Source organism: Nocardiopsis valliformis DSM 45023, assembly GCF_000340985.1.
GTDB lineage: Bacteria > Actinomycetota > Actinomycetes > Streptosporangiales > Streptosporangiaceae > Nocardiopsis > Nocardiopsis exhalans.
On sequence record NZ_ANAZ01000039.1, the window covers coordinates 13,180 to 34,437 of the forward strand.

General features: G+C 68.5%; 22 protein-coding genes. 14 read left to right on the plus strand and 8 right to left on the minus strand.

The genetic code is table 11. The features are described 5' to 3' along the window. Nucleotides 1-142 precede the first annotated feature (142 nt). On the minus strand, nt 143-1,696 hold the full coding sequence (locus D457_RS0126755) for a glycosyltransferase family 2 protein (protein WP_017583753.1): 1,554 nt from the start codon (nt 1,694-1,696) through the stop codon (nt 143-145). A 353-nt stretch (nt 1,697-2,049) separates the two neighbouring features. On the opposite strand from D457_RS0126755, the gene D457_RS0126760 reads away from it, so the two are divergent. The 3 genes from D457_RS0126760 to D457_RS0126770 all read left to right on the plus strand — a co-directional run bounded on the left by D457_RS0126760 (nt 2,050) and on the right by D457_RS0126770 (nt 4,690). Continuing rightward, entirely contained in the window at nt 2,050-2,784 is a 735-nt protein-coding gene (locus tag D457_RS0126760; RefSeq protein WP_017583754.1) for a WbqC family protein, read from the plus strand. A gap of 111 nt (nt 2,785-2,895) precedes the next feature. Continuing rightward, on the plus strand, nt 2,896-3,609 hold the full coding sequence (locus D457_RS0126765; protein ID WP_017583755.1) for a PIG-L deacetylase family protein: 714 nt from the start codon (nt 2,896-2,898) through the stop codon (nt 3,607-3,609). 97 nt (nt 3,610-3,706) lie between these two features. Then, nucleotides 3,707-4,690 carry an NAD-dependent epimerase/dehydratase family protein gene (locus tag D457_RS0126770; RefSeq protein WP_017583756.1) on the plus strand — a complete coding sequence of 328 codons (984 nt, stop codon included), beginning with the start codon at nt 3,707-3,709 and terminating at the stop codon, nt 4,688-4,690. Nucleotides 4,691-5,077: 387 nt separating this feature from the next. Here the strand turns inward: D457_RS0126770 and D457_RS0126775 are convergent, their stop codons facing one another. Then, nucleotides 5,078-5,449, minus strand: coding sequence for a DUF202 domain-containing protein (locus D457_RS0126775; protein ID WP_017583757.1), 372 nt, complete (start codon nt 5,447-5,449; stop codon nt 5,078-5,080). Continuing rightward, nucleotides 5,446-5,793 carry a YidH family protein gene (locus D457_RS0126780; RefSeq protein WP_017583758.1) on the minus strand — a complete coding sequence of 116 codons (348 nt, stop codon included), beginning with the start codon at nt 5,791-5,793 and terminating at the stop codon, nt 5,446-5,448. The genes D457_RS0126775 and D457_RS0126780 overlap by 4 nt, the downstream gene beginning before the upstream one ends. A gap of 231 nt (nt 5,794-6,024) precedes the next feature. On the opposite strand from D457_RS0126780, the gene trxA reads away from it, so the two are divergent. From trxA to D457_RS0126820, 7 genes are all read left to right on the plus strand, one after another. Then, a complete protein-coding gene (trxA, locus tag D457_RS0126785; protein ID WP_221318935.1) occupies nt 6,025-6,444 on the plus strand; it encodes a thioredoxin in 420 nt (139 codons plus the stop codon). A gap of 425 nt (nt 6,445-6,869) precedes the next feature. Next, nucleotides 6,870-7,742, plus strand: coding sequence for a phosphate ABC transporter ATP-binding protein PstB (gene pstB / locus D457_RS0126795; protein ID WP_017583761.1), 873 nt, complete (start codon nt 6,870-6,872; stop codon nt 7,740-7,742). A 54-nt stretch (nt 7,743-7,796) separates the two neighbouring features. Beyond that, nucleotides 7,797-8,582, plus strand: coding sequence for a response regulator transcription factor (locus D457_RS0126800; RefSeq protein ID WP_017583762.1), 786 nt, complete (start codon nt 7,797-7,799; stop codon nt 8,580-8,582). 389 nt (nt 8,583-8,971) lie between these two features. Continuing rightward, on the plus strand, nt 8,972-10,132 hold the full coding sequence (gene pstS, locus D457_RS0126805; RefSeq protein ID WP_017583763.1) for a phosphate ABC transporter substrate-binding protein PstS: 1,161 nt from the start codon (nt 8,972-8,974) through the stop codon (nt 10,130-10,132). Nucleotides 10,133-10,243: 111 nt separating this feature from the next. Next, complete coding sequence (gene pstC, locus D457_RS0126810; protein WP_017583764.1) at nt 10,244-11,248, plus strand: phosphate ABC transporter permease subunit PstC; 1,005 nt, start codon at nt 10,244-10,246, stop codon at nt 11,246-11,248. Next, the gene (gene pstA, locus D457_RS0126815; RefSeq protein WP_017583765.1) at nt 11,245-12,150 is read left to right on the plus strand and encodes a phosphate ABC transporter permease PstA; all 906 of its coding nucleotides are present in this window, start codon (nt 11,245-11,247) and stop codon (nt 12,148-12,150) included. Before pstC ends, pstA begins: the two co-directional genes overlap by 4 nt. A 185-nt stretch (nt 12,151-12,335) precedes the next feature. Further along, a complete protein-coding gene (locus D457_RS0126820; RefSeq protein ID WP_017583766.1) occupies nt 12,336-12,554 on the plus strand; it encodes an EF-hand domain-containing protein in 219 nt (72 codons plus the stop codon). 42 nt (nt 12,555-12,596) lie between these two features. Here D457_RS0126820 and D457_RS0126825 read toward each other — a convergent pair whose 3' ends face one another. After that, nucleotides 12,597-13,322, minus strand: coding sequence for a spermine/spermidine synthase domain-containing protein (locus D457_RS0126825; protein ID WP_039831954.1), 726 nt, complete (start codon nt 13,320-13,322; stop codon nt 12,597-12,599). A gap of 133 nt (nt 13,323-13,455) precedes the next feature. Between D457_RS0126825 and D457_RS0126830 the strand changes: the two genes are divergently transcribed. Further along, on the plus strand, nt 13,456-13,863 hold the full coding sequence (locus D457_RS0126830) for a DoxX family protein (protein ID WP_017583768.1): 408 nt from the start codon (nt 13,456-13,458) through the stop codon (nt 13,861-13,863). 113 nt (nt 13,864-13,976) lie between these two features. On the opposite strand, the gene D457_RS0126835 is transcribed toward D457_RS0126830, so the two are convergent. Continuing rightward, nucleotides 13,977-14,603, minus strand: a complete 627-nt coding sequence (locus D457_RS0126835) for a hypothetical protein (RefSeq protein ID WP_152514383.1) — start codon at nt 14,601-14,603, stop codon at nt 13,977-13,979. A gap of 69 nt (nt 14,604-14,672) precedes the next feature. On the opposite strand from D457_RS0126835, the gene D457_RS0126840 reads away from it, so the two are divergent. Further along, nucleotides 14,673-16,157 (plus strand): cellulase family glycosylhydrolase, encoded by a 1,485-nt coding sequence (locus D457_RS0126840; protein ID WP_017583770.1) that lies wholly within the window; start codon nt 14,673-14,675, stop codon nt 16,155-16,157. Between the two features lie 193 nt (nt 16,158-16,350). Here D457_RS0126840 and hisG read toward each other — a convergent pair whose 3' ends face one another. From hisG to D457_RS0126855, 3 genes are all read right to left on the minus strand, one after another. Further along, nucleotides 16,351-17,205 (minus strand): ATP phosphoribosyltransferase, encoded by an 855-nt coding sequence (gene hisG / locus D457_RS0126845; protein WP_017583771.1) that lies wholly within the window; start codon nt 17,203-17,205, stop codon nt 16,351-16,353. A gap of 93 nt (nt 17,206-17,298) precedes the next feature. After that, nucleotides 17,299-17,562: a phosphoribosyl-ATP diphosphatase gene (locus D457_RS0126850; RefSeq protein WP_014913038.1), complete on the minus strand. Its 264-nt coding sequence runs from the start codon at nt 17,560-17,562 to the stop codon at nt 17,299-17,301. A 152-nt stretch (nt 17,563-17,714) separates the two neighbouring features. After that, nucleotides 17,715-18,572, minus strand: coding sequence for an SDR family NAD(P)-dependent oxidoreductase (locus tag D457_RS0126855; RefSeq protein ID WP_017583772.1), 858 nt, complete (start codon nt 18,570-18,572; stop codon nt 17,715-17,717). Nucleotides 18,573-18,739: 167 nt separating this feature from the next. Between D457_RS0126855 and D457_RS0126860 the strand changes: the two genes are divergently transcribed. Further along, a complete protein-coding gene (locus tag D457_RS0126860; protein WP_017583773.1) occupies nt 18,740-19,456 on the plus strand; it encodes a class I SAM-dependent methyltransferase in 717 nt (238 codons plus the stop codon). A 468-nt stretch (nt 19,457-19,924) separates the two neighbouring features. Next, a partial coding sequence (locus D457_RS0126865; protein ID WP_017583774.1) for a trehalase-like domain-containing protein occupies nt 19,925-21,258 on the plus strand: 1,334 nt, incomplete at its 3' end.

Genomic DNA, 21,258 nt, shown 5'->3' on the forward strand with positions numbered 1-21,258 from the left:
GTCCCCTCCATCGAGGCTAAGCGCTGTCCGGCACGGCGGGTCCTCGGGGTGACCGTGCCCGGACAATCTCACATTTTCGCAGTTCGTAGCGGGTCTGCCCGGTGGGGCTGGACATGGGTCACGATCGGACTGCCGACCGGGCCTACTTCTTGTCCTTGTTGTTGACGCGGGTCGGCGGGCTCCACCGCCCGTCGGACTTGGCCGTCCAGGCCTTCGGGATCATCCGCAAGGCCAGGTAGGAATCCACGACGCGGATCGGGAAGAAGAACAGGCCGTAGAAGAGGTACGACGGCCGCCGCCGGACCATGGTCATGACGCAGGTCAGCATGTAGTCGGGCACGAGCAGACCGATCATCAGGGCGGTCAGCGGCAGGAAGGCCGTCACCGCGGTGAAGCCGTCGGAGAAGTACGGCAGCCCCGCCACCGCCTCCCCGCCGAACGTGCCGATCAGCACGAACACCGCGATCGCCACGGTGACGAGGAAGAGGAACGAGACCAGGACGACCTCGATGATGTACAGCGCCAGCGCTACCCAGAAGAAGCTCGGCCACACCTTGTGGCGCCGGACCGTCTGCCAAAAACCCAGCGTCCAGCGGCCCACCTGCTTGCGGTAGTCCTTGAACGTGAACGGGTCCTGGCTGTAGGCCTTCGTGTCCGGCCGCATCGAGATCCGGCCCAGGCGCTTGCGGTGCACCTCGAAGGTCATATTGAAGTCCTCGATCACCAGTCCCGGTGGGTTGACGGTGATCTCCCGCAGGGCGCGGCTGCGGTACACGCTCGCGAACCCCGGGACGATGAAGGAGGTGTTGGCTCGCTTCCAGGTCTGACCGAAACGCATGAAGTACTGGAGCATGAAGTACAGGCGGTCCCGGTAGGCCGAGATGATCCGCCCGATGATGTTGCGTTCCTTCGGCTTCCACTCCGAGACCACGAACCCCGCGACGGCGGCCACGTCCTGGTCGAGCAGTTGACGCTTGGCGCCCTCCACGTATCCCGCGTCAAGCTCCGTGTCGGCGTCCAGAATCAGCACGCCGTCGTAGTTCTCGGTCAAGGAGAACTCCTCGATGACCGCTTCGATGGCCCCCGCCTTGCCCCGGTTGGTGAGGAGTTCGAGGACGTTCACGCCGGTCTTGGCCGCGATCTCGGCGGTCGCGTCCTTGGACGAGTCCGAGACCACGTAGATGTCCCAGCGGTTGAACAGGCCCAGCGCGGAGGAGATCGCGGTGTCGATCACCGGCTCCTCGTTGTGCGCCGGGATGATGACGGCGATGGTGATCTCCGTCAGGCGCTGCTCCGTCAGGTCGCCGCCGGGTTCCACCCTGCTGACGGCGCCGTTGGCGGCACCGGCCTGGGGGCCGCTTTCGGCCAGCGCGACGTCGCCGCCCGGCCCGCCCGCTCCCACGAGGACCCGCTCCCGGTGGCGTCCACCGGTGACCGCCGTGTGCTGGAGGTCCTCGGGCCTTCTGCGCAGGGCCTTGCGGACCCCGCCCTCGGCCAACCTGAGCAGGCCGGCCACGGTCCACAGCAGCAGGTTCAGGCCGAAGGCCATCCACAGGAAGACATAGCCGAGGGCGCCGATCCCCGCGGCGGCGGCCATGGACGACGCGAAGTCGAACCAGTAGACAAAGAGTGCGACAGCCAGGACCAGGGCTATCAGCCCGGTCAGTAGCCCGCCGATGAATCGCACGATACGCACAGCCCTGGGACCCTCCGAATGTTATCGGTTTCGGACCGACATTAACCCGCAAAGTCGGCGTTAGGTTGACGCCCTACGCGACCGGGGGGTTCACCCGAGTTCGCGTCCTATGTAGGCCACGCAAATCGTATACATGGGCTTGCGTGAGGTGGTACCCATTAGAAGATATTTGAGACGAGGCACTGGAGGTCGCCACTACCCCGATTTATCCAAGAACGTACCGGTTCCTGGTAAATCCTTGTTGAACATGACCCACAGAGAGAAGGAGGACGCCAGGCGTGATCGGCGGCTCACGACCCCCCTCGCCAGATCCTGCCCACGACACCCCAGATCCCGACCACGGGAACAACGCCGTGACCAGCGACGGCACCGATCGGATCCGGGCGGCTGTCCATCAGCCGCACTATTGGCCCTGGCTGGGCCTGATCGACAAGATTGACCGTTCCGACTGGTTCGTCATGCTTGACACGGTTCAGTTCGAACGTCGCGGTTGGCAGAACCGAAACTACATCGCTGGCCACGGCAAGCCAGTACTGCTCACTGTGCCCGTCACCCAGGCGAGCCGCGACGAGCTCATCCGGGACAAGAAGATAGACAACACACAGAAATGGCGTGACAAGCACTACAGAGCACTCGCTGAACACTCTTACCGCAAGGCCCCTTACTGGGCTGATTACCGCGAAGAAATCGCCCAAGTGTACGAGACCGAGTGGGAGGACCTCGCAGACCTGGCCATAGCGACCACCCGCATGCTGACCCGCGGCTTCGGCATCGACACACCGATCCTGCGCGCCAGCGAGCTCGGGGACTTCCCCGGGCGCAAGAGTGAGTTGCTCGCCCAGATCTGCGCCAAGGCCGGAGCAGACACCCTGCTCTCCGGCGAGGGCGCGAGGGACTACCTGGACCCCGAGATCATGCACCGCCACGGGGTCGACATCGAGTGGCAGAACTTCAACCACCCGGTGTACCCGCAGCACACGCGTGGCCCCGCTGACGCATTCGTGCCCCGCTTGTCGGCGATCGATCTCCTACTCAACGCCGGACCGGACGCGCTGCACGTGCTCCGACAGGCAAGATCCCGCGGCTGACCCCGATCAGCGAGCGGGACACCGCCCGCCCGTGCCATCGGGCGCAGCGGCCCCGACGGCACGGGTAACAAGCGATCGCTTCCCAGATTCGGCAAAGGACAGGAAACAGGCATGACGACGGACTGGTCACAGGAGCGTCTCCTGGTCTACTCCCCCCACCCCGACGACGAGACCCTCGGCTGCGGCGGCCTGATGCACAAGGCCAAGCGCGCGGGCGCGGAGGTCTTCGTGCAGTTCCTGACGGTCGGCGACACCGCGGACCAGTCCCCGAAGGGCTTCTCCACCGCCGAGGAGCGCTACACCGAGATCAAGCAGGCCTCCGAGCACTTCCGCTGGGACGACTGGCACATGGCACTGCCGGGCGACACCCACCACCTGAGGCTGGACTCCGTCCCCCGGGTGGACCTGACGCAGCTGATCGAGCGGGAAAGCCCGCTCTCGATCGCACGTTTGAAGCCCACCGTGGTGCTCGTACCGCACCACACCAGCTACAACCAGGACCACCAGGCCGCCGCCAGGGCGGTGCACACCGCCCTGCGCCCCTCCAACTCCCGGCTCCGCCACCACCCGCGGTTGGTGCTGGCCTACGAGGAGGCCGCCGACCAGTGGCGGACCGAGCCCGTGCAGTCCCCCAACCTCATCGTGGAACTCGATGAGGAGGACCTGGCGGCCAAGCTCCACGGCATGGAGCTTTACGGCTCCCAGAGCCACGAGCACCCGCACACCCGTTCCGAACTCACCCTGCGCAGCCTCGCCGTCCTCAGGGGCATGCAGGCCGGGGTGGCCTTCGGCGAGGGCTACCACGTCCTGCGCTATCTGGCCTGAACAGCCAGGACGACGCAAGAACTCCCCACCTGTCACACGAAGACCCATCCCCCGTGAAGAACAGAGAATCTACATCGCCCAAAGTGGAGGGGAAACCATGAAGGCTCTCATCACCGGAGGAGCCGGGTTCATCGGCTCGCACCTGTGCGACCACCTGGTCGCGCAGGGACACGAGGTCATCGTGCTCGACGACCTCTCAACAGGTTCACTGTCGAACCTGTCCCAGTTGGAGGGCTCTGCCAAGTTGCGCTTCGTCCAGGGGGACATCCTGGACCGTGAACTGGTGGACGAGCTCGTCGCGGAGGCGGACACCGTGTTCCACCTCGCCGCCGCGGTGGGTGTCTACAACATCGTCGACAACCCGCTGCGCTCGCTGCGGATCAACCTGCACGGCACCGAGAACATCGTGGAGTCCGCGGTCAAGTACCGCGTTCCCTACATGATCGCCTCGACCAGTGAGGTCTACGGCAAGAACGACGCCGACGGCCTCAAGGAGAATGACGACCGGATCTACGGCTCGCCGACCAAGAGCCGCTGGTCCTACGCCGCCGCCAAGGGGCTGGACGAGCTGGTCGCCTACGTCCACGGTGTGGAGTCCGGCGTGCCCTGCGTCATCACCCGTTTCTTCAACGTGGTGGGGCCGAGGCAGACCGGTAGGTACGGCATGGTCGTTCCCCGGTTCGTCGACCAGGCTCTGTCCAACGAGCCCATCACCGTCTACGGCACGGGCACCCAGCGCCGCTGCTTCGGTTCGGTGTTCGACGTGGTCCCCCAGCTGACCAAGCTGATGGACACCCCCGAGGCCTACAACCAGGCGGTCAACCTGGGCGGGCGCGAGGAGGTCTCCATCAAGGGGCTCGCCGACCGGGTCGTGGAGCTGACCGGTTCCGGCAGCGCCATCTCCTACATCGACTACGAGCAGGCCTACGGAGAGGGATACGAGGACATGCAGCGCCGCTACCCCGACACCTCCCTGGCCGCGCGGCTGATCGGCTTCGAGCCGACGCGGGACCTGAACGACATCATCGGTTCCATCGTCGAGCACCGCCGTTCGGCCGACTCGGTCCCGGCGCCGGTCTAGGCAGGTCGCTGACGGGAGGACGTCCCCCCGGGTGCCCACCGCCCCGGAAGAACCCTCCTCCGACTGCCCCGCCGGTCGCTACCCGTCAGAGACGAGCAGACCCACAGCCACCAACAGCGAGAACACAGCAATGAGAGGGGAGGTCACGAGGCCCGGTCCCCGCCTCGTGGACCCGACGCGACACCCGCCCGCCAGAGGGCAGCAAGCCGGACCGCCGGCCCCTTTCTCCCTCGGCCCCAGCGGCCGCGCCCGTTCAGGGCATGACCACAGACACGGTGCCCCCCTGTGTGCGGCCCTCCCGCACTCAAGGGCCCGCACCCAGGCAGGGCGCGGGAACCGCACAGGTTCACCGGTCAACCGCCCAGGTGCACGGGAAACCGTTGCGGTTCACGGCACGAGCACCGTGGCCACCACGGTCACCGTCATGGCCAGGACGCCCGCGCACAGCACGGCCATGGCCCAGGGGCTGGCCACGCTCAGCGGTGGCTGCCCCGTCCGCGGATCGCGTACCCCGTGGGAGGTGCGCCGCCACCGCAGCCACAGATGCAGCCCGAGGCCCGCACCCAGCAACAGGGTGAAGCCCATGAAGCCCACCCGGAGCAGGGGTGCGACCTCGGGCACTACGGTGGATCCCGGTTCGAGCGGGCCGCGCAGGTAGAGCAGGCCCACCAGGGCCAGCAGGATCAGCATGCGCTGCCAGGACAGCAGCGTGCGTTCGGGTTGGAGGCCGGGGTCGCGCCGTTCCTCACTCGGATTCACAGCAGGTTCCCCAGCAGGACCGCCAGGCACACCAGCCCCACGGCGAACGTGGTGATCAGCGGGAGAACACTCATCCGCAGGCTCTCACCGCGGCTCATGAGGCGCTGTACTCGGTACCAGCGCACCGGAGCATAGACGGTCACGATCCCGGCGAGTACGGCCAGGATCAGCCCCACCACGGTACGCAGCGTCTCATCCCAGGCCAGCGGGAGCAGGTGGAGGACGGCGACCGCACCGGCGAGCAGGGCCAGGGCGGTCCGGATCCACGCCAGGAAGGTACGTTCGTTGGCGAGGGTGAAGCGGTAGTCCACGGCCTGGTCACCCTCGGGCACCTCCGTGCTCATGGGTCCCCCTCGGGTTGTTTCGGTGTTCGGCCCACAACAGGAGCTCTGGTCACCACAATGAACCCGTGCCCCGTGAACCGACACTAACCATGTGCCGCCTTTCCTCCCAAACAGGTATGCAACACGTGTTGTGTCGGAAACCACCAGCTCACGAGGTGGGTGCGAACCACCCGCGAGGCATGTGGAACAAACAAGTGGGCACTACCGCTGTAGCACCCAAGAGGATGGCAGTTGGCCACCGGTCGACACCAACAAGACGAACGAAGAGCAGGAGACCACGTGTCCACCGTCGAACTCACCAAAGACAACTTCGCGGAAACGCTGAAGGACAACAGCTTCGTCCTGATCGACTTCTGGGCTGACTGGTGCGGTCCCTGCCGCCAGTTCGCCCCGGTGTTCGACAAGTCTTCGGAGAAGCACGAGGACATCGTGCACGCCAAGGTCGACACCGAGGCCCAGCGCGAGCTCGCCTTCGAGTTCAAGATCCAGTCCATCCCGACGCTGATGATCGTGCGCGACCAGACGGTCATCTACAACGAGCCGGGCGCCCTTCCCTCCGAGGCCCTGGAGAGCCTGATCACCCAGGCCCGGGAACTGGACATGGACGAGGTCAAGAAGAAGATCGCCGAGCAGGGCGAGACCGCGCAGTAGCGCGCTCCGCGAACCGACCGCCCCGACCCCCGGTGCCGCACCGTCCCGGGACCGTCGGGGCGGTCGTGCGTGTGTCCCTCGGCGGCACGGGCGGCAGCGGTGTTCCAGCGGGGCCGGGCGCCCCGCGTGACGGGTGCGCTGGCGGAGCTCCGGCCCGAACTGCTCCGTCAGGAGAACGAGCAGGCGCTGGTCCGGGTGCTCGACGCACTCCGCAAGGTCCGCTCCGGCCTCGTGGCCGGTGACTGAGCCGGGGACGACACCAAGATGTCACCGGGGGCTTCCTACTCCACCGCCCACGTTCACCTTGGCCACGGGGTTCGTTCACCCGGGCTTCACGCGGACATATTTGCATGGGAATCGACCGCGCTCAGCGGGTTTTACCCCTCACGCGCACACCGAGCTCCGTCCGACCCGGAAGTGGCCCCATGTCTGTCAGCAACACCGCGACCCCGCGAGGCACCGAGTCCGGCCGCGGCATCGCCCCCGACACCGTCCGGTACAACCGCGAGGTGCCCGACCTGGGTGACCCCGTCTTCGACATCTCCGACCTGTCGATCTACTACGGGTCGAACAAGGCCGTCCGCGACGTGAACCTGAAGGTGGGTCCGCGCCAGATCACCGCCATGATCGGCCCGTCCGGCTGCGGCAAGAGCACGGTCCTGCGCACGCTCAACCGGATGAACGACCTCATCCCCGGTGCGCGGATCGAGGGCAAGGTGACCTACCACGGCGAGGACCTCTACGCCCCCGAGGTCGACCCGATCGAGGTGCGCCGCCGGATCGGGATGGTCTTCCAGAAGCCCAACCCCTTCCCCAAGTCCATCTACGACAACATCGCCTACGGCCCGCGGATCAACGGTGTCCGCGGCAACATGGACGACCTGGTCGAGGAGACCCTCACCAAGGCCGCGCTGTGGGACGAGGTCAAGGACAAGCTGAAGGAGAGCGCCTTCGCTCTCTCCGGCGGTCAGCAGCAGCGCCTGTGCATCGCGCGCACCATCGCGGTGAACCCCGAGGTCATCCTCATGGACGAGCCCTGCTCGGCCCTGGACCCGATCGCCACGCTCAAGATCGAAGACCTGATGTACGAGCTGGCGGCCGAGTTCACCATCGTCATCGTCACCCACAACATGCAGCAGGCGGCCCGCGTCTCGGACCGCACGGCGTTCTTCACCGCAGGCGTGGACGAGGTGGGCGACCGCTACGGCAGCCTCGTGGAGTTCGACGAGACCGCGACGATCTTCAGCAAGCCCGCCGACCAGCGCACCGAGGACTACATCTCGGGCCGTTTCGGGTAGCCGAGCGGTCGAGCTCCACCCGCCCTCGCCCTCCTCGACGAAGTGGACCCGCCCATGCCCGCCATCACCTCCTCCGCACCGGTCCCCCCGCCTTCGGGCGCGCCGGACGACGAGGTGCGGGTGCAGCGTACGGAGGGTCCGCTGCGGGTTCTGCTGGTCGAGCCGGAGTCCGAGCAGTCGCACCAGCTGGTGCTTTCACTGAGCGGGCACGACGTGGACATCACGGTCTGCGTGGACGGTGCCGAGGCCCTGCTCCGGGTGGGGATGGTGCGTCCGGACACCCTGCTGACCAACGCGGCCCCGCCCGAGGTGGACCTGGAGACGCTGGTGCGGGTGACCCGGCGGGCCATGGACATCCCGATACTCATCGGGGTGGGCCCGGGTGACTCGCAGCGGGCGATGCGGGCGCTGGCCGCGGGGGCCACCGCCTGCGTGAACCGGCCCTACCGCATCCCCGAGCTCTCGGCGCTGCTGCGCGGTTCGCTCCCCGGCCCGGAGGGTTCGCCCGTCACGGGGACCGGCGATCCGGTGGCGCTGCGCTCGGGCGACCTGGAGCTGGACGCGCTGGGACACCGGCTGTTCGTGGACGGGCAGCCGGTCAACCTGGCCCTGCGGGAGTTCGGGATCATGGACTTCCTGCTCAGACACAGCGGCAGAGTGGTCAGCCGCGAGGAGCTGTGGACCGAGGTCTGGCACAAGCCCCTCCCCCCGGTGAACAACACGATCGCCGTGCACATCCGCCGTCTGCGGCACAAGCTGGGCGACTCCGAGTCCCAGCCCAGATTCATCCACACGGTCCGGGGCATCGGCTACCGGCTGGACACGGCGAACGGCGGGTAATCGCCCGCAGGGAATCCAGTGCCGTTTCGAGGGCCCTCCGGAAAACAACCGGTGCGGCCCATCATTCATGTCCGCTTCACCTTTTTCGAAACCAACGCCAAGGTGAAGCGGCCAGAAATCGAAGCTGTCACCTTCCCATGTGCCACAGTCACGCCACACACCCAAAAACCTGTTCATACAAGCAGGTCAGAGCGGATGACCCAGGCCCTACGGCAATCACCCGCACCATGACACCCAGTAGCCGTTATCAAATGGTAACCATCATTCACCTGCCATTCACTCTTCTTCTACCCAACGGCCTCTATTTCGATGACGCCGCGACTTTCACCGCACTTAGTGTCGTTTCACGTCAGCCCCGACAGCGGTGATTCAACGAGGAGAACTACGACATGCGCAACGGGCGTTCCAAGCTCGCCGTTCTGGCGGCCATCCCCCTGCTCGCGGCAGCGTGCAGCAACGGCGACAACGGTGACAACGGAGACGGCTCCGCCAGCACCACCGACGCCGAGCTCAGTGCCTCGCTGACCGGCGCCGGGGCTAGCTTCCCCGACCCGCTCTTCCAGGACTGGATGCACACCTACAGCCAGGACGTGCAGCCGGGCGTGAGCATCAACTACCAGAGCGTCGGCTCCGGTGCCGGTATCGAGCAGTTCCTCGAGCAGACGGTGGACTTCGGCTCCTCCGAGCGCTACCTGACCGACGAGGACCTGCAGGTCGCCGCCGACACCCGAGGCTGTGAGGCCCTCCAGTTCCCGGTCGTCTTCGGTTCGGTCGTCGTCGCCTTCGACAACCCCGACCTGGACGGCATCGTCCTGGACGCGGAGGCCGTCGCCGGCATCTTCGCCGGTGAGATCACCAACTACACCGACTCGGCGATCGCCGACCTCAACCCGGACATGGACCTGCCGGACGACGAGATCATCCCGGTCCACCGTTCCGACAGCTCCGGCACCACCGAGGTGTTCACCCACTACCTGTCCACCGAGGTGGACTGGTGGGCCGACGAGTACGGCTCCGGCGGCGAGATCGACTGGGCCCCCGGCCTGGTCGGCGGCCAGGGCAACGACGGTGTCGCCCAGGGCATCAGCCAGAACCCGGGCGGCGTGGGCTACGTGAACCAGGCCTTCGTGCAGGAGGCCGGCCTGGCCTCCGCCCACATCATCAATGCGGACGGCGAGCCGATCGCTCCGACCCTGGAGTCCACCACCGCCGCCTCCGAGGAGGCGGAGATCCCCGAGGACTTCCGCTTCAGCATCGACGGCATCGGCGGTGAGGGTTACCCGATCGCCGGTACCAACTGGATCTTCACCTACACCTGCGGCTACGACCAGGCCGAGGCCGACGCCATCATCGACTTCTGGACCTGGGCGCTGACCGACGACGTCGCCAACGACGTCGTGGCCGAGCTGGGCTACGCCCCCCTGGGTGACGAGCTCAAGGACCGCGTGCTCGCCGAGATCCAGCGCACCAACGCCGACAACGGCGACGGCGCCGGTGACGAGGGCGCTGCGGACGCCGACGAGGACGCCGAGGGCGACTCCGACGAGTAACACCTCCCGGGGCCGGGGCGACTGGTTCGCCCCGGCCCCGGACCCCGCCCCCTCGGGGGCGACCACGACCGCTCTCCCACTCCCACGAAAGCCATCAAGAGGAGAAGCACCATGTCCACTGAGGCCCCCGAGGCCCCGGCCCCCGAGGAACCCCGGCGGGGCACGCTGAGGTCCAGCAAGGGCAGGTACGCCGACCCCCTCTTCAAGTGGGCGGTCGCGGCCTGCGGCACCATCGTGCTGGTGCTGCTGGCCCTGATGGTCATCCGCACCACCTCCGAAGCCTGGCCCGTCTTCGTGAAGGAGGGCTTCTTCGGCTTCCTCACCGGTGAGCAGTGGCAGTCCGGGAACTCCCGCACCGAGATCACCGGCACCTACGGCGCGTGGCCCTTCATCTACGGCACCCTGGTCACCTCGGCCATCGCGATCGCCATCGCGCTGCCGTTGGCGATCATGGTCGCCTTCTACCTCACCCACCTGGCGCCGCGCCGCATCGCCAAGCCGCTCTCTTACACGGTGGAGCTGCTCGCCGCGGTGCCCAGCGTCATCTTCGGCCTGTGGGGCCTGCACTGGTTCCTGCCGAACGTGCTCCGGCCGTTCTTCGAGTTCCTGGAGAGCGTGCTCGGCTGGTTCTTCCTCTTCGAGGGCCCGATCCGCGGCGTCGGCTACCTGTCCGCCGGGATCGTGCTGGCCATCATGATCCTGCCGATCATGACCGCCATCATCCGCGAGGTCATCGCGGTGCACCCGATCGACCAGCGCATGGCCGCCTACGCCCTGGGCTCCACCCGCTGGGAGGTCCTGCGCAAGGTCGTACTTCCCGCCAGCTTCTCCGGGATCGTGGCCGCCGCCATGCTGGGCCTGGGTCGCGCCTTGGGCGAGACCATCGCGGTCCTGATGCTGATCGGCGGCTCCCAGTCCTGGAGTACGAGCCTGTTCGGCACCGGAAGCAGCATGGCCTCGCACATCGCCGCGACCTTCGGCGAGGCCACCCCCGAGTCCAGGACAGCCCTGATGGCCATCGGCGTCGCGCTGTTCCTGGTCACGATGATCGTCAACATCCTCGCCCGCGTCATCGTCTGGCGTCTGGGACGTATGACGGGAGACGCCGCCGTATGAGCACCATGACCTCGACTCCCCCGCGCAAGCACGTCCCGCTGAGCCAGCGCCCCCCTGGTTCCTCCTACCGGCGCTTCAAGGACCGCGGCGCCACCGTCGCGCTGACCGCCGCGATGATCATCGCGATGATCCCGCTGATCCTCATCGTCTTCGAGGTGACCCGGCGCGGCATCGGCGTGGTCAACCTGGACTTCATCACCGCGACCGAACCCCCGCCCCGGCGCGAGGGCGGCGGCTACGCGGCCGGATTCTTCGGCACGCTGTACATCATGGCGCTGGCCGTCCTGATGTCCATCCCGTTCGGTATCGCCACGGCGGTCTACATCGTCGAGTACGGGCCCAACCGGCTCACCTCCTCGATCCGTTTCTTCACCGACGTGATGACCGGTATCCCGTCGATCTTCGTGGGTCTGTTCGTCTACGGCCTGCTGGTGATCGGCTGGGGCGGCCTGGGCTTCGGTACCTTCGCCGGCGCGGTGGCCATCGCAGTGATGATGCTGCCGATCGTCACCCGGTCCGCCGAGGAGATGCTCCGGCTGGTCCCGAACGAGATGCGCAACGCCAGCTACGGCCTGGGGGCGCGCAAGTGGCAGACCATCGTGCACACGGTGCTGCCCGCCGCCGCGCCCGGTCTGACCACCGGTTCGATGCTGGCGATCGCCCGCGGTATCGGTGAGACCGCGCCGCTGCTGCTGACCGCCTTCGGTTCGGGTCTGATCGTCACCTCCTTCCAGGGCGACCCGCAGGGCGCTGTGCCGATGCAGCTGTACAAGGGTGCCACGCAGCCCTTCGAGGCCGGTATCGACCGCGCCTGGGGTGCGGCGCTGTGCCTGTTCGTGCTGGTGCTGGCCTTCACCGTGCTGGCCCGCTGGGTGGGCTCCAAGGCCTCCACCAACGCGTAGTACCCCGCCGGCTTCTGGTCCGGCTTCCAGAACGGTCGTCTCCACCGAGGGGCCGCGCACCACCGCCGTCCGGGCGGGGTGCGCGGCCCCTTCCCGTTAACTCAAGTGCTGGAAACTGGCTCCGCCGGGCAGGCGGCGATAGCCTGGCGCGAGTTCCGTTCCCCAGCAGATCCGGAGAGCCCCCGATGGCCGAGACCGCCGACTACGCCGCCACCTTCGCCCTCGTCGACACCGACGGCGACGGCCTCATCTCCGCCCAGGAGCTGGCCTCGCTGATGCGCAACCTGGGCGACCAGACCACCGACGAGCAGGCCACCGAGGTCGTGCGCGCGATGGACAGCGACGGCGACGAGCGCATCTCCCTAGAGGAGTTCGCCAGCTACATGTCCCGCAACCAGAACTGACCCGGGCGGCCCGCGAGTCGCCCGGGACGCTCCGGGTCCGGCTCAGCGGGGGTCCGAGGCGAGATAGACGGTGTCCGGGATGCCCCGGGCGACCACCACCTCGACGACCTCCACCGAGGCGAAGCGGGTGCGCAGCAGCTCTTCGAAGCTGTCCACCGCGTTGGCGCTCCAGAACGAGAGCACGCCGCCGGGGGCCATCAGACGGGTGAGCTGGGCCAGGCCCGCCTCCTCGTACAGGCGGTTGTTGTTCTCGACCACGGTCCAGTCCGGGCCGTTGTCGGTGTCCAGGCAGATGACGTCGTAGCGGCTGGGTTTCTCGGCGGCGGAGGCCTCCGCCAGCCAGGCAACGATGTCGGCGTTGTGAACGCGGCAGCGGGGGTCGCGGTGGACGTAGTCGGCGGCCTCACCGAGCTCGTCGTCGTGCCAGGCGATCACCTGGGGTTCGAGCTCCACCACGTCCACGCGGGACACCCGCGGGTCGTCGAGGGCCTCGCGGGCGGAGAAGCCCACCCCCAGTCCGCCGACCAGCACACGGGCGTGCGAGCGGCCCGCAGGAAGTGCGGCCAGGCTCTCACGCACCATCTCGCGTTCGGAGGTCCCGTCCCGGGTGTCCATGAGGAACAGCCCGTTCGAATAGATCTCGTAGTGGGCGCCCACCCGGCGCAACACCAGGTCGCCGCCGGTCTCACCGGTCACCCTGGCCAGGGTGACCGTCTCGCCCTCGGGTTCGGGGTGCACGGGGGCGAGGTCTCGCGTTCGCTGGTTCATGTCCCACATTGTGCCCCGCGGGGCCTGATCCTGCTGTGCCTTGGGACATCCGGGACTTGGGTCGGGTCGGTGCGGGGCCCGTTGACTACTCGTGAGTAGGTTGGGTTCCGGCGCGTCACCGAGAGGATTCTTCATGACCATGGGCCAACGCCTGGAGAAGCTACGCAAGGTCGCCCCGCTCGCCCTGGGCGGGCTGTTCGTGGGTTCGGGGGTGCTGCACTTCGTCTCCCCCAAGCCGTTCGAGGCGATCATGCCGCGCCAGCTGCCCGCGCACCGGGAATTCGTGTACGGCAGCGGTGTCGCCGAACTCGCCTGCGGGCTCGGCCTGCTGACCAGGCAGAAGTGGGCCGGTCCGGCCAGCGCCGCGCTGCTGCTGGCCGTGTGGCCGGCCAACGTCCAGATGGCGCTCGACTCCGGTTCGGGCCGTCTGCCCGCGGCGGCCGACAACAAGCTCGTCGCCTGGGGCCGGGTCCCGTTGCAGATCCCGCTGATCTGGGCCGCGCTCCAGTCGCGCCCCAGGGCGAGGACCACCAAGGGCTGATCCGGGCGAGCCGTGGCCGGAACGCTGACGATCCGGCCACGGCCCGCACGGCGGCGGTCCGGCCAGCTGGCCTTGGGCAGGTAGCCGATGGCCGCCGTCGAGGTCCTGGAGAACTACGAGGGCTGATTCTCGGCGCCGGCCTCCGGCTCTGCCTGTGTTTCGGGGCGCGTGCGCGCGGTGAGCCGGTGGATCAGGGCCACCGGCACCGCACACACCCACCCCAGGCAGACCGCCCACAGGGCGCCGGTGAGCGCTCCGGCGAAGGCGTAGGAGAAGAACGACAGCGGCCCCGCGCCCGCGGCCAGGACGGCGGCGACCGCGCGCAGGGAGTTGGCCAGGGCCAGGCCGAGCAGGATTCCGCCCCAGACGGAGAGCATGAGCCGCCACGCATTGGCCTCCGGGCGCAGCAGCAGCGCCCGGTGCACCCACCAGGCGGCGACGGCGGCCAGGATCAGGGCGGCCAGGATCTCGATCCCCAGGCTCCAGCCGGGCTGGCCCACCAGGGGGTGGAAGGTGAGCCGGGGGAAGGCGAAGGGCACGCCCAGCGACGTGGGCAGCATCAGCCAGGCCGCGCGGGCGCCCAGCCAGGTGAGGAAGGCCGCGCTGCCGAAGAGCGCGCAGGTGAACAGGGGCACGGCCGCGGCGACGACGAGGGTCAGGGCGTGTTGGGGGGCGGGACCTCTGGGGGCACGGTCGTTGGGGGCACGATCGCTATTGCGAATAACATTCACCTTTTGCATGATAGTGATCCAGGTCTCATTGGCACAGTCCTTCTCTTGATCCCTCCTCCCCCACCCCCAGGAGCGAGATTGCAGCGCACCGGCAAGCGCAGGCTCGTCACGGCCGCCCTGACCGCCCTCGTGCTGGTGCTCGGCGGCGTCGTCGCCACCGTCACCCGGCACGACCCCGGCCCGACCCGCTACCTCACCGACGACCAGGGACGGGCGCTCTTCCTGCACGGCCTCAACACGTCGGGCTCGACCAAGAGCGACCCCGACCGGCTGCCGTGGATCACCGAGGAGGACGTCCAGACCGAGTACGACGCCATGGGTACCAACTTTGTTCGGTTCCTCATCCAGTGGCAGGCCCTGGAACCCGAGGAGGGCGTCTACGACGAGGAGTACCTGGACGCCGTCGCCGAACGCGTCGAGTGGTATGCCGACCGCGGGTACCACGTGCTGCTCGACATGCACCAGGACCTGTACGGCCGCTACACCAGCCCCGAGGAGCACTCGGGCAACGGCGCGCCCGAGTGGGCCACCCACAACGACGGGCTGCGGGTGGAGAGCAACGAGATGTGGGAGCTGGTCTACCTGGAGCCCGGGGTAATGCGGGCCTTCGACCACTTCTGGGGCACCACCGGCGAACACCCCGGGCTGATGGACGCCTACGCCGACGCCTGGGGCCACGTGGCCGCACGGTTCTCCGGGCACCCGGCGGTGCTCGGCTACGACCTCATGAACGAACCCTTCGGCGGCAGCCTCCAGGGCGCCGACTTCGAGGCCGGGCCCCTCGCCGAGCTCTACCGACGCTCCATCGCGCGCATCCGTGAGGCCGACCAGGACACGTGGATCTTCGTGGAGGGCCAGGCCGTGGGCGTGAACTGGGGTCTGCCCTCCTACCTGCCCCGCCTCGACGACCCGCGCGAGGGTGAGCCAAGGATCGTCTACGCCCCGCACATGTACGCGCTCCCCATGGACCTGGGCCAGCCCTACGAGGGCGACGCCAAGCGGCGCATCGACGCCAGCGTCGACGCGTGGTCGTACAGCGTCCAGCTGGTCGGGGAACGTCTGGAGGCACCGATCGTGCTCGGCGAGTTCGGCCTGGACATGTCCGGGGCGGGCGCGCCGGAGTTCGTCGAGCGGATGCTGGCGGAGACCGAGGCGATGTCGGCCGGGCGCGTGTACTGGTCCAACGACCACGACGGCTGGGGCCCCTGGGAGGACCGGGCCGAAGGCGGGGAACTCACCCCTGGCCCGCTCGCGCACGTGATGAACCGGGCCTACCCGCGTGCCGTGGCGGGTGAGCCCCTGGAGCTGGGCTACGACGACGCCGCCGAGACGCTGTCGGTGCGCTACACCGAACGCGCAGGGGTGTCCGGGTCCACGGAGCTGTACCTGCCCGAGGACGTCTTCGGCGGCGGCCCGGGCGAGGGTTTCGAACTGACCGTGGACACACCGGCCGGGGACGGCGGCTGGACGTCGGAGTGGGACGGGCAGTTGCGGATCCTGCACGTCACCGTCGACGGCGCGGCCGACGGCGACGAGACCGCTCTGGCCGTGGTCCCGGGGTGACCGGGCCCCGGGTCGGGGCGGTGCGACAGCGAGACGACCGGTCAGAGCCGACCGACCCCGGCCATGGCGCACCTGGCGGGAAAGACCCCCGCCCCGAACCACACATCCATCGCACGACGTACGCACGGTGGAACGCGTTCGTCGCGGGGGCGGTTCGGGGCGGGACCAGGCCTAGCGGTGCCTCAGGTACCGGTCAGAGGCGGCAGGCGTAGATGTCGGTGACCAGGATCGCGCGGGCGCCGAGCTGCCACAGGTCGTCCATGATGCGCTGGGCGTCCTTGCGCGGCACCATCGAGCGGACCGCGACCCAGCCCTCGCGGTGCAGCGGAGAGACCGTCGGCCCCTCCATGCCCGGGGTGAGAGCGACCGCCGACTCCAGCTTCTCGGCGTGCACGTCGTAGTCCATCATCACGTAGTCGCGGGCCACGAGGACACCGCGCAGACGGCGGAGCAGCTGGTCGATCTGCGGGTCCTCGGGAGCGTCCGTGGGCCGGATGACCACAGCCTCGGAGACCAGGATCGGGTCGCCGAAGGTCTCCATGCCCGCGTTGCGCAGAGTGGTACCGGTGGAGACGACGTCAGCGACCGCGTCGGCCACGCCGAGCTGCACCGAGCTCTCCACGGCGCCGTCCAGGTGGATGACTCGGGCGTCGATGCCCTGCTCGTCCAGGTAGGCGCGGAGCAGGCCGTCGAAGGAGGTGGCGACGCGCTTGCCGTTGAGGTCGGCGACCTTCATCTGGCCGCCGCCCGGGGCAGCGAAGCGGAAGGTGGAGCCGCCGAAGCCCAGCGGGAGGACCTCGTCCACCGGGGCACCGGAGTCCAGCAGCATGTCGCGGCCGGTGATCCCGGCCTGGAGGATGCCCTCACCCACGTAGACGGCGATGTCCTTGGGGCGCAGGAAGAAAAACTCGGTGTTGTTGTCCGGGTCGACCATGACGAGGTCGCGGCTGCTCTTGCGCTGCCGGTATCCGGCCTCGACCAGCATCCGGACGGCGGGGTCGGACAGCTGGCCCTTGTTGGGCACGGCGATTCTGAGCATGTCGGGCATTGACTGGATTCCTTCGTGGTTCTGGCGGATTTCGGGGACGTCCGGTGGGCCGGTGCGCGCTCGCGCCCCGCAAAGGGGGCGCGGAACACCGGCCTAGAGATGCTTGTAGACGTCCTCGAGGCGCAGGCCACGGGCCAGCATCAGAACCTGGAGGTGGTAGAGGAGCTGCGAGATCTCTTCGGCTGCCTGCTCGTCCGACTCGTACTCGGCGGCCATCCAGACCTCTGCGGCCTCCTCGACGACCTTCTTGCCGATGGCATGGACACCGGCGTCGAGTTGGGCGACGGTCCCGGACCCCTCGGGGCGGGAGCGTGCCTTCTCGGACAGCTCGGCGAACAGCTCTTCGAAGGTCTTCATGGTGTCTTTCCTCGACCGACAGTGCGGTACCAGAGTAGGCGCTTCAGACTCCCCGTGACCAACCGGGGAGGAGAAGTCTCATCATGTGAGAGCAGCTGGTGCGCCAGGCCACCCGGGGCAGGCTGCCCAGGACAGGCCGCCCGGGACACGGCTCACGCCATCCGGCGGGCGACGGCGCGGACCAGCGGCCTGGGCAGGAGGCGCAGGATCCCGGCCGCGGTCTTGTACTGGGCCCCGGGGATGACCAGCGGCCGCCCGGCCGACCAGGCGACGAGCGAGTCGCGGACGATGTGTTCCTTGGGCACGAAGGCGAACGCGGGCATGCCCTGTTCCTGCACGCCCCGGGTCATGTCGGTACGCACGAAACCGGGCAGTACCGCCGTGACGTGGACGCCCTGTTTGCGCACCTCCGCGGCGACGCTCTCGCTCCACAGTGCGACGAACTTCTTGCCCGCGCCGTAGACGGAACCGCCCGGGTTCGCGGGAATCTCCCCGGCCATCGACGACACGTTCACCACGCCCAGCTTGCCGTCGTACCCGGCGGCACGGCGGGCGGTCTGGACCGGCAGCACGGCGCGGGCGAGCTGGAGGACGGCGCGCACGTTGAGGTCGATCATGGCGTCGATCTCGGCGGGGTCCTGCTCGGCGAAGACGCCGCCGTCGCCGCGCCCGGCGTTGTTGACCAGGAGGTCGATCGGGGCGAGGTCGCCGCTGCCGTCCGCGGCCAGGCGTTCGGCGACGGCCATGACGCCCTCGGGGCTGCCGAGGTCGGCGGAGATCACCTCGACGCCGCTGCCGTAGCGTTCACGGATCTCGTCGGCGAGCGCGGCCAGCAGTTCACCGCGGCGCGCGACCACGACGAGGTCGTAGCCGCGCTGGCCGAGTCTGCGGGCGTACTCTTCACCGATACCACTGGAGGCCCCGGTGACCAGCGCGGTCCGGGAGTGCTCGGGAGAATCGGGCGCGGAGGGAGAGGAGTCGGGGGCGGGGGTGTTCGCGGCGTCGCTCATGCCCTCAGCGTAGAGCTTGGGCGTACGGCCGCCCCGGCCTGGAACGGCCTCGCGCAGCGGGTGTGACGTGGGTTCCCGCTCCGGCGGTGGCGATGGCCACGCGGTGTTTCCCGGACAAACACACGCATGGGCTCCCTTGTGCGACACGAAGGCGTTAGCGTTCAATCATGTCCGAGACACAGAGCCCTGCCGGACCCTTTTCCGCCCTGAGGCTGGACGAGCGTCTGCGTGACACCAGACTCTTCTTCAGCCAGGCGTTGAAAACCTTCCACGCGACGGGTTCCATCCTGCCCAGCAGCGGCGCGCTGGCGCACGCCATGGCCCGCTACGTCCGCGCCCGCCCCGATCCCGACCAGCCCTTGCGCATCCTGGAGGCGGGTGCCGGTACCGGCGCCATCAGCCGCGGGATCGCCGCCGCGATGCGCCCGGACGACACCGTGGACTTCGTGGAGGCCAACCCGGAGTTCGCGTCCTACGTCGAGCACCTGCTGGAGACCGATCCGGTGATGTCGCCGATCGCCGACAGCGCCCAGGTGCACGCCTGCCTCGTGAACGAGATGGGCACGGACCGCACCTACGACGTGATCGTGTCGGGCCTGCCGTTCGCCAACTTCACCGCGGACCAGGTCAGCGAAATCCTCGACTACTACTTCACGGTGCTGCGGCCCGGCGGGACCCTGTCCTTCTACGGGTACCTGTACACCAAGGAGGTCAAGGCCGTGATCGCCAAGCGCGAGGACTATCTGCGCCAGGCGCGGACGAGCTGGGTGGTCCAGGACTGGCTGGACCGCTACGGCGTCGACTCGGAGAAGGTCTTCGCGAACGTCCCGCCCGCGTGGGTGCACCACCTGCGCAAACCGGAGTGGGAGTCCTCCAGCAGCTGACCGGCCGCCACAACCCCAAAACCCCGCCCACAGGCTGTGGACAACTCTTCGAGAGCCTCCACGAGCCCGGGGCGGGGTTTTCGCCTGCCCGAGGGCTGACCACGGCGCCATTGGGGTGTGACCTGGGACTATTCCACCGAACGGGAGACCCGCCCGCTACCGAATACATGCCCCCCGTGTGACCTGCATCACCAGATCAGCGTTCGCATGCACAGCTGGGGCGCGGGTAGTCTCGCGTTGACTTCTGAGGGACCTGTCCTTTTCCGGAACAGCACGAATGCCCGGTTCGTCCGGTTGCACGCTAAATATTCCGTTAGGTCTGTTCAAAGGCCCTCGAGGCTCAATCCGCGCCACATCCCCCCGGTTTACGTTCTTCCCACCAGACCCATGTGAACCAGACACATGTGCGCGGAGTCCTATATCTCACCAATTTTCGCAGGTCAGTAATGGACCAGTGGAGGAGGCAACGTGACGCTCACCCAGGTGGTCAATGCGGCTCCGGAGGCCCCGCAGGGGCCGGCTGACACGACCCTTGAGGCTATGCCCCTCGACGTCCGGCAGCGTGTCTCCGCCCTTGCCCGTACCTCGCGCCTGCTCGTGGCCTGCGACTACGACGGCGCCCTGACCCCGGTGGACAACAGCCGCCGCGGCCCGCTGCCCGAGGCCGTCCGCGCCCTGCGCGACCTCGCCGACCTGCCCGGCACCGTGTGCGCGGTCATCTCTGCCCGGCCCCTGCGTGACCTGGCCGTTCTCTCCCGGCTGCCCGCGGAGGTCCGCCTCGTGGGCGCCTACGGCACCGAGTTCGACACCGACCTCACCATCGACCCCGGCCACCCCGGTACCGGCCCCGACGCTCCGCCCGCGGACAAGTCCGCCGCCCTGGAACTCCTCCGCGAACAGGTCGAGGCCACCGCGATCCTCTACATCGGCGGCGGCGACGGGGAGGAGCCGGTGTTCATGAACCTGAACACCGGTGCCGACGCGGGCGTGCGAGTCGGTGAGGAGCCCACTGTCGCCGCGCACAGCGTCCCCGACACCCCCACCGCCGCGACCCTGCTGTCCCTCCTGGCCACCGAACGCCGCTCCTGGGTGTTCGGCGAGCGACCCACCCCCATCGAGCGCATGTCCATGCTGTCCAACCAGGCCTCCGTGGCGCTGGTCGGCCCGGACGCGCGCCTGCTGTGGTTCTGTCACCCCGAGCCGGACTCCAACGCCCTGTTCGCCGAGGTCCTCGGCGGCCGCCAGGCGGGTGTTTTCGCGATCGCCCCCGCCCACGGCGGGCTCCCTCTCGGCCAGCGCTACCTGCCGGACACCATGACCGTGCGCACCCGCTGGTCCCGGCTGGAGGTCACCGCCTACCTCGCCCACGACACCGCCCCGGGCCGCACCGACCTGGTCCGAGTGATCGGCGGCGTCCCCCCCGCGACCATCGAGTTCGCCCCGCGCCCGGACTTCGGCCGCGCCCCCATCCGCATCACAGTGGAGCCCGAGGGCCTGCGCATCCAGGGCGCCGACTTCCCGATGGTGCTGCGCTCCCCGGGCGTGGAGTGGCGTGTGGACCACGACGGCACCGATGACGTCGCCCGCGCCACCGTCCACCCGCGCTCGGAGCGCCCGGTGGTACTGGAGCTGCGCTGCGGCACCGACTCCCTGGCCGCCGAGGAGCGCACCGAGCCCGAGCGCCAGGAACAGGCCGCCCACCACTGGTCGGACTGGCTGAAGACCCTGGACCTCCCGGGCACCCAGAACTCCCTCGCCGCCCGTTCGGCGTTGACGCTGCGGGGGTTGTGCACCCCCACCGG